Source organism: Pirellulales bacterium (assembly GCA_019694435.1).
Classification (GTDB): Bacteria; Planctomycetota; Planctomycetia; order Pirellulales; family JAEUIK01; genus JAIBBZ01.
The window spans coordinates 43,270-56,653 of record JAIBBZ010000013.1 but is presented as its reverse complement, the minus strand read 5'-3'; the positions used below and the strand labels follow the sequence as shown (position 1 = coordinate 56,653).

Genomic DNA, 13,384 nt, shown 5'->3' with positions numbered 1-13,384 from the left:
GGCAGCGGGCGACCGCAGCCACAAACCGCGAACAATGCCAATGCCGCCCACGCCGCCGAGCACGGCCAGCGTGGTCTTGGCGCCGTCGAACTGCGAGCCGCGAAATCTGCTGGAGACACGCGATGTTCCTTTCGCGCGGGGCGAACTCATCGCGGCATTCTAGGTCAACCGCGCCGCGCGTGACAGTGACTGCGCGGGCCACCTTATTTCAACGGCGGCATACCCATGTTTCCGCGACCTTCGGAAACAGCCGACTTGCCGGGCAGAACCAAAGGCGACAGCCGCGAACGCTGAAAGCCGGCGTCGCTGCCGTCGCTGGCCGAGGAGCGAGCCGGATTCGATTCGCCGGCCTCGTCCAAAGCATAGTCGTCGAGCACTTGCTGATCGAACGACAAATCGGGCGGCGGCAGCTTGCGCCAAATGGCGCCGTTCCAATGGGGCTGGCTTTCGCGGGTCGTGCCCCACCATTGCTGCCAGGCGCGGAAGTTATAGGTCTCGGGGTCTTCATCCGCGGCGTCGGCGATGCGCCAAAAGGTTGAGACCCCCTCGTAGAAATTGTCCTCGCCGTGCCACGACAGGCGCCGGCGCTGCAGGTCCTTCGACTCGCCCGTCGCCAGGTCGACGATCGCGGCGCTCGGAGCGTGCAACAGAATACAATCCTTGACGCGGCAAGTGACCTGAGCGTTGAACGGCTCGTCGTGTTGCGATTCGAGCAGCACCAGCCCGCGCTGAGCCGCGACCGTCACGTGGCGCAGGTTCAACTCGATCGGCACTTCGCGCGTGCTGGTCGCGGACATCTCGCCGGCGATGTGGAGTAGTCGGTCACTCGTGGCCAAGAGACCGTTGTCCCAGGTGATCGTCGCCGTCTGGGGGGTCACCACGTCGAACAGCGTTGCTGCCCCGCGCGCCACGCAATCCGTGAATTCGACGACCACGGGCTCGAGTCCGAAAAACGCGCCGATCGTGACCGGCAATTCGCCGCCCGGCGGAGGCAGTACGCGAAGGAACGCCGTCGGTCGCTGAGCTTCACCCTGCCCCGGCGGGATGCTCGCCGTGAGCACGCATTGTTGCAGGCGCACGGCTTGGGCCGCCTGCGCTTCGATCAGCGTCCAGGGCGCGGCCGAGGTGTTGATCGCCGGCGGTTGCCACGCGATCGCCACATTCACCAGGGTCAGGCTGCCACCGACGAGGCTGATCATGGCCGTGGTCGAACGCGGCAACTCGGCATCGCCGGGAGCGAAGACGATCTCCGGACGGAAACCGGCGCCCGCTCGGATCGTCACGGCCTGGTTGGCGAGTTGAATCGGGCGTGTCACTTTGGGCCCGTGATAGCGCAATTCAATTACGTCGCCCATCTTCGCCGCGCGACAAGCCGCCGAGAGCGTCGGGTAGACGTTGCTACCGTTCTCGGCTTCGCTGACGATCAGCAATCCGCGCTTGGCGGCGGGGGCCGTCGATCGGGCAGCATCGCCGGGCGGCGCGGCCGCTGCCTCTGGCACCGAAGCGTTTGCGGCATCAGCGCCTCGCGAATCGGCCAACTTGGCCACCGGCGCGTCGAGGGGCGGCGATTCGGCCGCAAGCGGCTGCTGGCCTTCGGTCGCTCGATCGCGGTTGTCTGGGGCGAGCGGCTCCGTCGACGGCATCTCGCTCGTCGCCAACGATGCTGCCGCGCGGCTGCCAGGCGCGGTCAACGTCGCCTGCGCCGCAGCGGGGCCAAGCTCTCCGCTCGCGGAGTTTGGTTCGGAACCGTTGGTCGATGCATCGGCGTTCCCGTTTGCCGAAGCAGCCGCGCGATCGGCCGCCGGAGCACTCGGCGGAACAGCGCTCTGTTCGGTCGGTGGCAGCGTGGCCGGTTGGTTTGCCGCCTGCGGGCTGACGACGCGCGGCCGCGACAGATCGTCCGCAGCACCTTCGGTCTTGCCGGTGTTGATCGGCGCGGGAAGCGCGTCGGCGGCCGCAGGGCCCGATTGGGGCGCCGCCGCGAGCGCATCACGTCCGCCGCGCGCGACCTGCGGCGGCTCCCAGGCCTCGTCGGCCGAAAGCGGCAAAAACTCGATCAAGGCGACCGCCACCAACAACACGGCCACCGGCGCCATCCAGGGCAAGTGCTGCTCAAAAAACGACAGGGACCGCTCATTCGTCAGCAGCGGAGCCGCCGCTGGTTGGCGCTCGAGCGGCGCGACGCCGAATCGATTGGCCAAAGCCATGAGATCGGCGGTCAATGCAGCGGGCGTCTGATAGCGGCGGCGCGGGTCCTTCGCCAGCATTCGCCGCACGATCGCACAAAGTTCGGTCGGCACCTCGGGATTGAACTGCCGCGGATCGGGCGGCTCGTCACCCTGGTGCTGCAACAGCTTTTGCAGCACCGTGCCATCGGGGAATGGCGGCTGTCCCGAAAGCATGTAGTAAAGCGTGCAGCCGAGCGAGTAGATGTCGCTGCGCACGTCGGCACTGCGCGGGTCGCGCGCCTGCTCGGGAGAGATGTAGTCGAACGTGCCCAGCGTGACGCCGCTGGCGGTCAAGTCGTCTTCCGAGCGCTGCACCTGGTGCAAGCGTGCCAGGCCCATGTCGACCAGCTTGGCCCGGCGGCTGTCGGTGATGATGATGTTCGACGGCTTGATATCGCGATGGACCACATCGCGGCTGCTGGCATGCGCCAATGCGTCGGCGATCTGGAGCGTGAAGTTGACCGCGTCGGGCCAGGCCAAGGGACCGTGGCGCACGATCAAATCGCGAACGTTCACGCCTTCGATGAATTCGAAGACGATGAAATTCAGCCCGCGATCTTCGCCGAAGAAATAGACCCGGGCAATGTTCTCGTGATCGAGCCGTGCGGCGGATTGCGCCTCGTTGCGAAAACGGCGCAGCAACTCCTCGTCGCTGCTCTGATCGCGCGACAACACCTTGAGGGCCACGATCCGGCCGAGTTGGGAGTCGAGGGCCTTGAAAACGGCGCCCATCCCGCCGCCGCCGACGTACTCCTGCAGTTCGAAATGGCCGAGCCGCTCGCCGATCAGGGCCTTGCCCAGGTCGGACGGCGACAAGGACGCTACGCCCGGAAACGGCGTGGGCGAACGCTGGGCGATGACGGTCGGCTGGTCGAATCGCAACAGATCCACCGCGGCCGCGCCGTCGGTGGTCGGCTCGGCGGCAGGCGATTCAGGCTGCGGCGCTTGTCGGCTCGAGTCCGTCATGTATGGCTACCGGGTGGCCTTGGCGTCCTTGCCGCCCTAGCAGTCTGGTTCGAACTGGGGCGAAGCGCCCGCGAGATTTGGATTAGGGAAGAGACGAGCCGTCGGGTCATCCGGTTCCCGCTTTTCGGCTGGCCGCGACATCCTTGTTGGGCCACGCGCAGCTGCGAACGACCTTGTTTCAGGGTATCCAAACCCACGGTGGCCGTCAAAACTAAACCGTTAGCGCGCTTTGACTTGGGCCGCGCCGCCGAAGCGTGGTCCCGCGAATTGCGGGCCACCGAGGGCGTCCCTATACTGGCCCCGCAGTCGCGCACTAACCCATTTCAACCGCACGTTTTAACGAGCCTTCGCTATGAGGAATTTCACGACCCGCCGCGAGATGCTGAAGACTTCGACCGCCTGGGGGGCCGCTTGGGCCCTCGGTTCCTCGATCGCCCCACACGCCCTGGCGCAAACGGAGAAGCCGATGTTCAAGATCTCGCTCGCCCAGTGGTCGCTGCACAAGGCCCTGTACAAGGGGACCGTCAAACATCTCGATTTCGCCAAGATCGCGAAGGAAGACTACGGGATCGACGGGGTCGAGTATGTAGACCAGTTTTTCAGCGCGAAGGCCCAGGACACTCCCTACCTGGACGACATGAAACAAAGGGCAGCCGATCACGGCGTCCAGAACGTGCTGATCATGATCGATACGGCTGGCCCCTTGGGGGAGCCCGACGAGGGCAAGCGGCTCAAAGCGGTCGACAACCACAAGAAATGGGTCGAGGCGGCCAAGTACCTCGGCTGCCATTCAATTCGCGTCAATGCGCGCAGCAACGGTACCCCGGAAGAGCAGGCCAAGCTGGTAACCGACGGACTGCACCGGCTCAGCGAGTTTGCCGCTGGTCATGAAATCAACGTGATCGTCGAAAACCACGGCGGGCTGTCATCGAACGCCGCCTGGCTCGTCGGCGCGATCAAGGCCGTGGGCCTGCCGAATTGCGGTACCCTGCCCGACTTCGGCAACTTCCACATCAGCAAGGAAGAAGAGTACGACCGCTATCAAGGTGTCGAAGAGATGATGCCCCTGGCCAAGGCCGTCAGCGCGAAGAGCTACGACTTTGACGAACAGGGCAACAGCGTGCAGATCGACTTCCGCCGGATGATGCAGATCGTGCTGGCCGCGGGCTATCACGGCTATGTCGGCATCGAATACGAAGGCTCGAAACTCGACGAGCCGGAAGGCATTCGTGCTACGAAGGCGCTGCTGGAGCGCGTTCGCGACGAGCTAGCCAAGGCGTGATCGCATCCGGGAAGACCACCTGAGCGACCGACCTTCGCCAATTACCCAAGATCGACAGACGCCGGACTCGTTCCGGCGTCTTTTTTTGGTTTTTTGCCGGACACTTGGGCTGCTGCCACACATCGCTTTGCACATTTCTTGTGCACAAGGGGCTGTGCTGCCACTTCGGGCACGCGTGCCTAGTCTATCAGCAAGCAGCATGCATCGCTGTAAGTGCTATCACTGCAAGGACATTCGTCTTGCAATTGCCGGCAAGAAACGATTGAATCGTGCCGCGGCCAAGAGAGGTCGCGGAGATGGAAATCCACTTTTGGACATGTGACAGAAGGAGTCGAAGGATGGAAACGCTCTCTGCCGTCGAACGCACCGTGGCCCCGACCACCACCAGCAGCACCGACAAGAGCCAGGAAGTTCACCGTGTGGCGAACGAGCTGTTTCGCCAGGGCCCGGATTGGGTGACTTTCTTCCGCGAAGTGCTCGGTCTGAACGGAGTGGTCCGCAGCGCTTACCCGTCGCCCGAGGCGCTGGGGGATTTCGAAAAGACCGCCGAGTATATGGACATCCAGCACATGCTGGCCAAGCTGCGAACGCGCAGCGGCAACAAGAATTCGGACATCGAGCCGACCACGGTCATCACCGTCCGGCTGCCGAAGAGCCTGCACGACTCGCTGCGTGCCGAGGCTCATCAACGCCGTACCAGCATGAACAAGCTGTGCATCTCGAAGCTGCTGCAGGTGGTCGACAACGAGCTGATCCCGGCCGACGCCTGATTGCAACCGCCCGCTGGCGAGCCGCCGATAGCGCGATTCATTTCGCCCCGGCGCCTCCCCGCCGCCCTCCAACGTGCAGGGCGTGCGGGGAGGCGTCCGGCGCTCGGCCAGAGGCAAGCAGGCACTGCCCCCAGGCATTGAAAGTTGCACCCGCGAAAAAAGAGCGAAGTCTGGGGCGGAACTGTAAGCCGGGTTCTGTTCTCACCCGGTTTTCCGGGCGAGCGACGACCATTTCTCTACGAGACCGATTACTCGGCCCCTGAAGCGGCCTACCCGGGAGTCGTAACGAGCCGGGCCAGCTCGTCGTCGCAGCCCTCGAGCAGCCGCGACATTGCCCCCTGTTTGGCCTTGCTCCCGATGGGGTTTACCTAGCCAGACTGGTCGCCCAGCCTGCTGGTGAGCTCTTACCTCACCGTTTCACCCTTACCTGCGCGGGGACCGAAGCCCCTTGCGCCGGCGGTCTGCTTTCTGTTGCACTTTCCCTGGCCTCGCGGCCGGTGGGGGTTACCCACCATCGTGCCCTGCGGAGCCCGGACTTTCCTCCCGCCACTCGTTGCCGAGCGGCCGGCGGCCGTCCGTTCCCCCCCAGACTTCTGCTTCTAAGTATAGTCGTCACCCGGCACGGATTGGTTCGCCGGCCGTTCGGCGTCTATCGCGCTCAGGTTCGCAGCTTCGGCAAACAGTCGCCCCTGCCAGGTCTGACGACGGGCAAACTCGGCCTCGAGCGCCGCACGAATGGCCGGCTTGTCGAGGCACCAGTCGGGCCCCACGAGATATTTGGGCGGGGCCTCGCCGCTGATCCGTTCGACGAGACATTGGGGAGGCAGGATCTCGAGGCAATCAACGGCGATCGACACGTATTCAGCCAGCGACATCAACTCGAGTTCGCCGCGCGCGACCTGTTCGCCGATGGGCGTACGGCGAACCGCGTAGAGATTGTGAATCTTCACGGCATCGAATCCTAGCCGGCCGACTTCGCGTGCGGACTGGAGCATCTCCTCGCGCGACTCTCCGGGTAGCCCCAGGATCAGGTGCGCACATAGCTCGAAGCCGCGTCCACGGCAACGCTCGACGGCGGCCACGGTGGTCGCATGATCGTGCCCTCGGTTCATTGCGGCGAGCGATCGGTCGTGGCAGGTCTGAACCCCGATTTCGACCGACAGGAACGTCCGCCGGGCCAATTCTGCCAGTAGGTCCACGACTTCGTCGGGCAGGCAATCGGCCCGGGTACCGATCGCGAGGCCGACGACCAACGGATGGGCCAAGGCCTCTTCGTAGACCCGCCGCAGCCGTTCGACCGACGCGTAGGTGTTCGTGGCGGGCTGGAAATAGGCCATGAACCGGTCGACTTTGTAGCGCAGCTTGAGCCGCCGGATGCCGTCGTCGATCTGTTCCGTAATGGGCCGGCGCGGAACGCGCCGGCTGGGGCTGAAGCTAGTGTTGTCGCAAAAGGTGCAGCCGCCGATCGCCACCGTGCCATCCACATTGGGGCACGTGAACCCGGCATTGACGCTGACCTTCTGGACACGGCCGCCGAATCGCCGCCGGAGAAAGAAGTTGTAGTGAAAATAGGCCAGGCCTGCGGCGCGCCAGTCGAGCGCCGCGGCGGACGGGCAATTCGTTGACCCCTGATGCATGGCAGCCTATCCTAGCCGAGATACGCGCCCCGAACGTGTCGGCCATTTGGGCCACGCGAGCACGCCAGTTGCGGGAGCGTGTGAATCCATTTGGGCCATGGCTGTCGGGCACAGCCTGAAGGTGCAGCGCAATGTTCGGCGAGTTGATTCCTCAAGGCGGTGGCGATCCGATTCCGCTGCTGAAAAAGAACTTGCTCGTGGGCCGCCGCGAAAGCTGCGACATCATCCTGCGGTTTCCCAACGTCTCGGCGCACCATTGCCAATTTACCCTCAATGGCGGCTATTGGTACGTCAAAGACCTCCAAAGCAAGAACGGCGTTAAGGTCAACAACGTACGCGTCACAGAAAAGCGCGTCGATCCGGGCGATATTGTCGCCGTGGCTAAGCATTACTACGAGATGCAGTACTCGCCCATCGACTTGGGGGCCGTTGGTCCGCCGCCGAATGACGATCTGCACTCAAACGTTTTCAAGCGCTCATTGCTCGAACGAGCAGGGCTGATGAAGCCCGGACAAGAGCCGGGCAACTCTTCGGGCGGCCCCAAGCGTTACGACGTGTTAAACGACGGCGCCGGCCAGATCAACGATCCCAACCGGCCGAAATAGCCGCAGCTTGGCGACGCCTGCGACGCACACGCCGTTCCGCCGTATCGACGGCGCCTCGAACTGCCACTCAGTGCTCCGACCGCAGCGCCAGGGCGTTCAAACGCGGCGTTTTTCCGCATTGGCGACGATGCGCTCGTTCCGCTGGCGACGGCGCACGCACAGCAACAGCGTTCCGCATGCCGATACCGCCAGCACCAGGCTCGAGGGCTCGGGCACCACGAGGAACGCCGCGTCCGATCCGAACTCAACGACGACTCCGTGTGCGCTGAGAAAATCGAGATTCGCCAAAGACGTGCTGAGCGTCAGCGTGGCAATCCATTCGTCCTGAATCGCTCCCAGGCCACCCAGCGCGACGGGGAGCGCATCGGAAACCAGGCCGGCCTGAGGGCCATTGATATTCGCCGGGCCATCGCGATTCGTGCCGCCGAAGGCGGTCGTTCCGGCAACGTTGCCCGAGACGTAGTTTGGCAGCAGTCCGGTGGTGCCACCGTTGCCGAAACCGTATTCACCCGAGACAACGGCGCCGGGCCCCAGTTGGACGCCGCCAACGTTATCGAAATTGAGCGAGGCGCTGGTTGGCCCGATGACAACTGATCCGCCCGTGATCGCTGGGTCGCCGCCGACGGCTCCCGCGGCGCCAAAATCCCAGGACACAGACGTGAGCAATTGATCCGAGTTGCTGAAGCCCCCCGGTACGCCAGACGAAGTATTGCGGGTGCGCACTTTCAGCGTGGTGGGATTGAGCAAATCGAATTCGACTTCGGCGGACAAGCCACCGGCACCGGAGAAATGGAAGATGGGACCCGCCATGGCTGGTGTCGCCACAGCAAGGACGCAAAAACAAAGCAAGGTGACGAACGATGGCAATGGTGAGCGAAGAGTCTGCATGGTAAATCCCCTGTTTGATCGATTACTGGCGCGACTCGGCGCAAGGCCCAAGTCGCTGCAACGCGAATTCGCGGCCGATTCAAACCGGGGTTGACGGGAGCTGACCCTGCTCCGCTCGAGTTCCGCATGCAGCGGCGTTTGCACGCCGCATGCGTCAACAGGACGGGCCCGCGATTGAATCGCCGACGCACGAGGTGTTGGGCAAAGATTGCTGAGTCCGGTCAGTGCCGTTCAGCGTCAGCAGGCGGCGAGCCTCGGCCAATTCAACCGAGCCGCACCTGCATTGCCCTAGAATTCTTGCTCACGAGCGCTCAAATCTGGCGGATAGCGGTGCTGCATCCAATCCTGCAGCTCTTTTCACATACTAACCCCCCAATGGTGCGAGTCAAGGAATTGACACCGGGATTGTGTGCTTTTTACTCATTTCAGCCAGACGGATATCTACCAGCCGGGTAGAGAAAGCCGTCTCACCGAAATCCAGCAAGCCGCGGCCGCCTAGAACGCTAGGCCGGTTGTTCCAGGGGGGACCGCCGGCCATCGCCGATAAAGGGGCTCGGCAGTCGACCGCCAAGCCACGGCGAACCTCCGCAAAAACACGAAGGTTACAGCGCTTCGTGCTCAGTCGCAGAGCGCTGTCCGAGGCGGCCCGTTTTGCCGGGAAAGAGCGGATCCTGGCCCCTGCCGTGCGCCGCCCGAACTGCCAGAGAAATGCGGATGGGGAGGGATTCGAACCCCCGGACGCCTCACGACGTCAGCAGTTTTCAAGACTGCCGCCTTAGACCACTCGGCCACCCATCCGTTGTTACCGGCGCCCCAACGGATGCCTGGTGCTCGCTACGAGTGGCACGTTGCCGACGCGGTCGCTGGATTATATCGCCGCCTTAGCTGCGGTCGCGAGCACCTCACACGCTGGGCACGGGACAGCAAGACCTCTACGACCGCTACGTCCGGACCGGACGAACTTGTTACGGTCGTCACACAAAGTCCGCCGCAAGCTAGAGTTGCCCAACACCGCGATGCCACTCGTTCCGCTCTTACCGATCTGCTCATGGCCCAGGCGATCTGCGCGAGCTCATTGATCAAGGTCCCGATGGCCGGGATCGGCTACGGACGAGCGCCCGCCGAGCTCGAGACGCTGCTCGGCTCTTGCGTGGGCATCGCCATCTTCGATCGGACGTCGGGCTTGGGGGCCCTGGCTCACGTCGTGCTGCCGGACAGCCGCGGCGCGACCGAGACGCCGGGCAAGTATGCCGACACGGCCATCGCCACGATGAAGCACGAGTTGCTGTGCCGCGGCGCGATGCCCGTGGCCCTGGTCGCCAAGATCGCCGGGGGCGCCACCATGTTCGGCCAACGCACGGCCGGCGACGTAGGAGCCAAGAACTGCGAAGCCGTAAGGGCCCATCTTGCAGAACACAAGATCCGCCTGATCGCCGAGCATATCGGGGGTGACAAAGGGCGCGTAATCCTGTTCAACCTGGCAGATGCCAGCGTGCAAGTGAGAATCGGCCGCGAAACCGTGGCTGTGATCTGAGTGCGGCGGCTCTCTCCGCGGCTTGCAAGGGGGCCGAACGTGGGGTGCTATCCCCTGCCGGCGCGGCGCCGTTGACCCGCGGGCCTCCTTCGTTTACCAATACGTGTTTGGCGCCGGACGCCGGGCACCCTGCGGGCCGCGCGCCAGCGTTTTCGAAGCGGGGAGCGTCGCTCGGCGCCCGCGCACAATCCGGACCGAGGAGTACTGCCCCGTGGGCGGAATCAGCGATCGTCACCAGGAAATCAAGCGCCGTCGGCATCGCCGCAAGAAGCTGGTCGTCTTCAAGCGGAAGCTGAAGCGAGCCACGCACTCCGAGAAGCTGCTGATGTGCGAAAAGCTGCGCCGGATGACTCCCGGGTCGGAAGTCGTCATTGGCAATCTCGGCTTGGAAGAGCGCTAGAACACGTCGCCTCGCGCCGCTCTGCGCATTGCGACGATGACAGATTTGCGCCGGGCCGTTGCGCGCTTCGACCCGCGCCGGGATCGAGCGATCAGGCCAAAGCGGCCCGCAACTCGGCCAGGTGCCTGGGGCAGGCCTTCCTTGGGTCTTCGCCCTCTTCGTACTCGAGCACGACGTATCCGCGATAGGCGGCGTCGCGCAGGATCTTTGCCAGCCGGGCCAGGTCGCTGGGCTGCTTCTGCCCGCCCTGCGGTTGAATCATCACCTTGACCTGCACATTGACGGCATACGGCGCCAGTCGCGCGAGATCGCCGTAGACGTCCGCGCTGCGGAAGTTGCCGGTGTCGAGGTTCACGCCGAACCACGGGCTCCGAACGGCCTCGACCAGGGCCAACGTGCCTTCGGCCGTGTCGGTCAGTCCGCCGTGATTCTCCAAGGCCAGGTAGATGCCGTGCTCGCCGGCCTTGGCGCAACAGGTTTCGATCGCCTCGACCGCCAAACGCCGCGCCTCCGCTTCGCCGACTTTGCCCGCGGCCCCGGAGAAAATGCGAATGACGGGCGCCCCGAGAATCGCCGCATACTCAATCCAGCGCATGACGCCGGCGATCTGTTCGTCGCGTTTTGGTCCCGGGGGCACGGTGAAATCGTTGCCCACGGCCGTGCCGGAAACGTCAAGCCCCAAGCGGAAGCAAAGCTCCTTGATATGCAGCAAATACTCGCGCGCAGGCTCTTGGGGAAAGTAATAGCTCGTTAGTTCGGTGCCTTCGAGACCGAAAGCCGCGCAGTCGCGCACGAAGTCGTCGAGCGTCAACGGAGGGTCTTTGCCGGTCAGTAGATCGCGATAGCTATATGCGGCAAGGCTGAGCTTGAACTTCGGCTCGCCGGTGCGCGCGATCGGCTCGATACCCGGCGCGGGACGCACCCATGCGCCCGCCGTCGCGGCGCAGGCGATTCCGGCACTCGTGTGCAACAGCTGGCGACGTGAGAGGGTACGGACCATCGATTGGCTCCACAAAGTCAGGCCGAACGGCAATCGCTCACCCGCGCCGTCGCAAGGGGGCCAGCCAAGCGCCGAAAAACTCGGGCGGCAAGAAAATGCAGCTCGCGGCCATCATCGCCACGGCAAAGGTACACATCGAAGTCGCCACGGCCAGCAGCGGCCAGACGAGCCACCCCACGACCACCAGCAACGGCCGCAGCCAACGATTCCATACGAGAATCGCAAATGTCATTTCGTAAATCACCTGGACATGGGTCCAAGTCGTGTACAGCAGCGGGCGGTCGTAGAGCGTGCCCGTGAGATCTACGAGCCGCGACTCCGGACGGCTCAACAACCACCACATGGCTTCACCCGTCCACCAGACGTCGCCGCGCAGCTTGGCCAGCGCCATCATCAACACGGCGGCCGACAAGTGAATCTGCAGCAGCCGTGTCGCCACGGTCGCCGCCCACGACCAGGTCGCCGGGCCGGCAATCGACGCCCCTCGGCGGCCGCGTCTCCAGGCGTCGATCGACAATCTTCGACCGCACGGCCCGAGACAGACATAGAACATCATCATGGCCACGAGCGGTTCGAACTCGGTGGTGATCAGCGGCGCCCGATGGAAATAAGAGAGCATCACGACGAGCGCCAGCACCGAGGTGATCCGCGCGAATGCCCCCACGGTGTAGAGCGCGACAATGGTCAGCCCGAGCAGGTGCACCAGCAACAGCTCGGTCGGCTCGCGCAAATAATCCAGATACGACCAGGCGAGAAAATCATCGCCGCGGTATTCACGCACGGTTTCTGAGAGGAGCAGGCCCTTGGGCCCGAACAGCTCCTGCAGATCGGGCGTGAGCGTCGCCAGGTAGTACAGCGCCAGGCAGCCCGAGAGCAGCCGCACGACGCACAGCGGCAGGGGATCGGACGGCGTGAACCAGAAGCGGTTCCAACCCTCGCTGACCGCACGGCCAAAATCGCGGAAGTAGCCCGTCACGGATTGCCCCCGGGAGCCGGCGGTGTACCGGGCGAAGTGCGCGGCGCGCGCCCGGCCGAAGGCGCCGTCTCGCCGGCGGCGGCCGCCTTGAGCAAGCTGACCTGTCCCGAACGCACCAGCATCTGGGCCTCGTAGGGCGTGCGGTAATAGGCCGCGGCGAAGGGATCGGACAGCTTCGAATCCGGGGAACGAACATTCTCCGGCGGTACGAGCAAATGGGCCCGCAGGCGGACCGTGCCCGACACCGCGTCGTACTTCCGCGCCATGTAGCCGGCGGTGAGCCGCGGCAGGATGCTTTCGGCGCCATCCTCACCGATCCGCTGCCCGGCCAGATTGGCAAGGATCTGCATGCGCTGCCGGCGGATGCCGGGCCAGAGATCCGGCTGGGGCAACGTGGCCTCGCGTTTCGTACCGTCTTGGAGTTTGAGATCGAAGACGAACTGATGATCGACGTCGAGCTGATCGGCCTGGGTGAGGAAGTAGTTGTAGCCCAGGTCTTGGAACAGGAGCTGCAAATGCCCGGTCAAGAAGCTGACGTTGTGCAGTCGTTCCACAAACGACTCGCGCTGCGTTGCATTGCCCGTGATGGGGCGCGTGGCCCAAAAGGCCATGACCGCCACGACGGCAAACAAATGCACGATCACCAGCAAGGTAACCGCAGTGCGAACAGAATCCGACGGTGGGGCGGCGGCCACTTCCTGATCGTTGCGAACCGGGGAAACGCTGCCGCTCATGGCACTCGGGGTCGGCTTGGCTGACGTGAACTTGAGCCCTCAAGAGCTGACCATCGTGGCCCACGAGCCCGCCGTGCTCAAGGCCCTGGCGCGGGAATCTTGGCGAGGGCGGCCAAGTCAGCAGCAAAAATAAAACCGGGCCCCTGAAAACAGGGACCCGGTTTGTGCTGTCTCGCGTTGTCGTCCCAGCAGGGCCTCGGAGCGACAACGGGCATTCCTACAATCAACAGTCGGCCGACCCACGCCGAAGTTATCGGGCAGGAGGAGACCGAACTAGTTGGCCATGGGGGCCGGGGCCTCGACGGCCGGAGCCGGGGCCGGGGCCTCGGTGGCCGGGGCCGGAGCTTCGCCAGCCGGAGCGGCC

At 64.3% G+C, this 13,384-nt stretch carries 11 protein-coding genes, 1 tRNA gene and 1 other RNA gene; 5 read left to right on the top strand and 8 right to left on the bottom strand.

The window, feature by feature from the left end:
• Window positions 1-203 precede the first annotated feature (203 nt).
• The gene (locus tag K1X74_11855) at window positions 204-3,194 is read right to left on the bottom strand and encodes a serine/threonine protein kinase (protein MBX7167015.1); all 2,991 of its coding nucleotides are present in this window, start codon (window positions 3,192-3,194) and stop codon (window positions 204-206) included.
• Window positions 3,195-3,546: 352 nt separating this feature from the next.
• Here K1X74_11855 and K1X74_11850 point away from each other — a divergent pair, with 352 nt between their 5' ends.
• Both K1X74_11850 and K1X74_11845 read left to right on the top strand, forming a co-directional pair.
• Window positions 3,547-4,476, top strand: a complete 930-nt coding sequence (locus K1X74_11850; protein ID MBX7167014.1) for a sugar phosphate isomerase/epimerase — start codon at window positions 3,547-3,549, stop codon at window positions 4,474-4,476.
• A gap of 338 nt (window positions 4,477-4,814) precedes the next feature.
• Window positions 4,815-5,246 (top strand): hypothetical protein, encoded by a 432-nt coding sequence (locus K1X74_11845; GenBank protein MBX7167013.1) that lies wholly within the window; start codon window positions 4,815-4,817, stop codon window positions 5,244-5,246.
• 168 nt (window positions 5,247-5,414) lie between these two features.
• On the opposite strand, the gene rnpB is transcribed toward K1X74_11845, so the two are convergent.
• Both rnpB and K1X74_11835 read right to left on the bottom strand, forming a co-directional pair.
• Window positions 5,415-5,833, bottom strand: an RNA gene (gene rnpB, locus K1X74_11840) — RNase P RNA component class A.
• Window positions 5,834-5,845: 12 nt separating this feature from the next.
• Window positions 5,846-6,883, bottom strand: coding sequence for a TIGR01212 family radical SAM protein (locus K1X74_11835; GenBank protein ID MBX7167012.1), 1,038 nt, complete (start codon window positions 6,881-6,883; stop codon window positions 5,846-5,848).
• Window positions 6,884-7,014: 131 nt separating this feature from the next.
• Between K1X74_11835 and K1X74_11830 the strand changes: the two genes are divergently transcribed.
• On the top strand, window positions 7,015-7,488 hold the full coding sequence (locus tag K1X74_11830) for an FHA domain-containing protein (GenBank protein ID MBX7167011.1): 474 nt from the start codon (window positions 7,015-7,017) through the stop codon (window positions 7,486-7,488).
• A 96-nt stretch (window positions 7,489-7,584) separates the two neighbouring features.
• On the opposite strand, the gene K1X74_11825 is transcribed toward K1X74_11830, so the two are convergent.
• Together K1X74_11825 and K1X74_11820 are read right to left on the bottom strand one after the other, a co-directional pair.
• Entirely contained in the window at window positions 7,585-8,520 is a 936-nt protein-coding gene (locus K1X74_11825; protein MBX7167010.1) for a hypothetical protein, read from the bottom strand.
• Between the two features lie 567 nt (window positions 8,521-9,087).
• Window positions 9,088-9,174 (bottom strand) — tRNA-Ser (locus K1X74_11820).
• A 250-nt stretch (window positions 9,175-9,424) separates the two neighbouring features.
• Between K1X74_11820 and K1X74_11815 the strand changes: the two genes are divergently transcribed.
• Together K1X74_11815 and K1X74_11810 are read left to right on the top strand one after the other, a co-directional pair.
• Entirely contained in the window at window positions 9,425-9,910 is a 486-nt protein-coding gene (locus K1X74_11815; protein ID MBX7167009.1) for a chemotaxis protein CheD, read from the top strand.
• Between the two features lie 211 nt (window positions 9,911-10,121).
• Entirely contained in the window at window positions 10,122-10,310 is a 189-nt protein-coding gene (locus K1X74_11810) for a hypothetical protein (GenBank protein MBX7167008.1), read from the top strand.
• Between the two features lie 91 nt (window positions 10,311-10,401).
• On the opposite strand, the gene K1X74_11805 is transcribed toward K1X74_11810, so the two are convergent.
• Genes K1X74_11805 through K1X74_11795 form a run of 3 tightly spaced genes read right to left on the bottom strand, consistent with a single transcriptional unit; the run spans window position 10,402 to window position 13,020 of the window.
• Window positions 10,402-11,310: a sugar phosphate isomerase/epimerase gene (locus K1X74_11805; protein MBX7167007.1), complete on the bottom strand. Its 909-nt coding sequence runs from the start codon at window positions 11,308-11,310 to the stop codon at window positions 10,402-10,404.
• A 37-nt stretch (window positions 11,311-11,347) separates the two neighbouring features.
• Window positions 11,348-12,286 carry a hypothetical protein gene (locus K1X74_11800; GenBank protein ID MBX7167006.1) on the bottom strand — a complete coding sequence of 313 codons (939 nt, stop codon included), beginning with the start codon at window positions 12,284-12,286 and terminating at the stop codon, window positions 11,348-11,350.
• Window positions 12,283-13,020 (bottom strand): hypothetical protein, encoded by a 738-nt coding sequence (locus K1X74_11795; GenBank protein MBX7167005.1) that lies wholly within the window; start codon window positions 13,018-13,020, stop codon window positions 12,283-12,285. Before K1X74_11795 ends, K1X74_11800 begins: the two co-directional genes overlap by 4 nt.
• Between the last annotated feature and the right edge of the window lie 364 nt (window positions 13,021-13,384).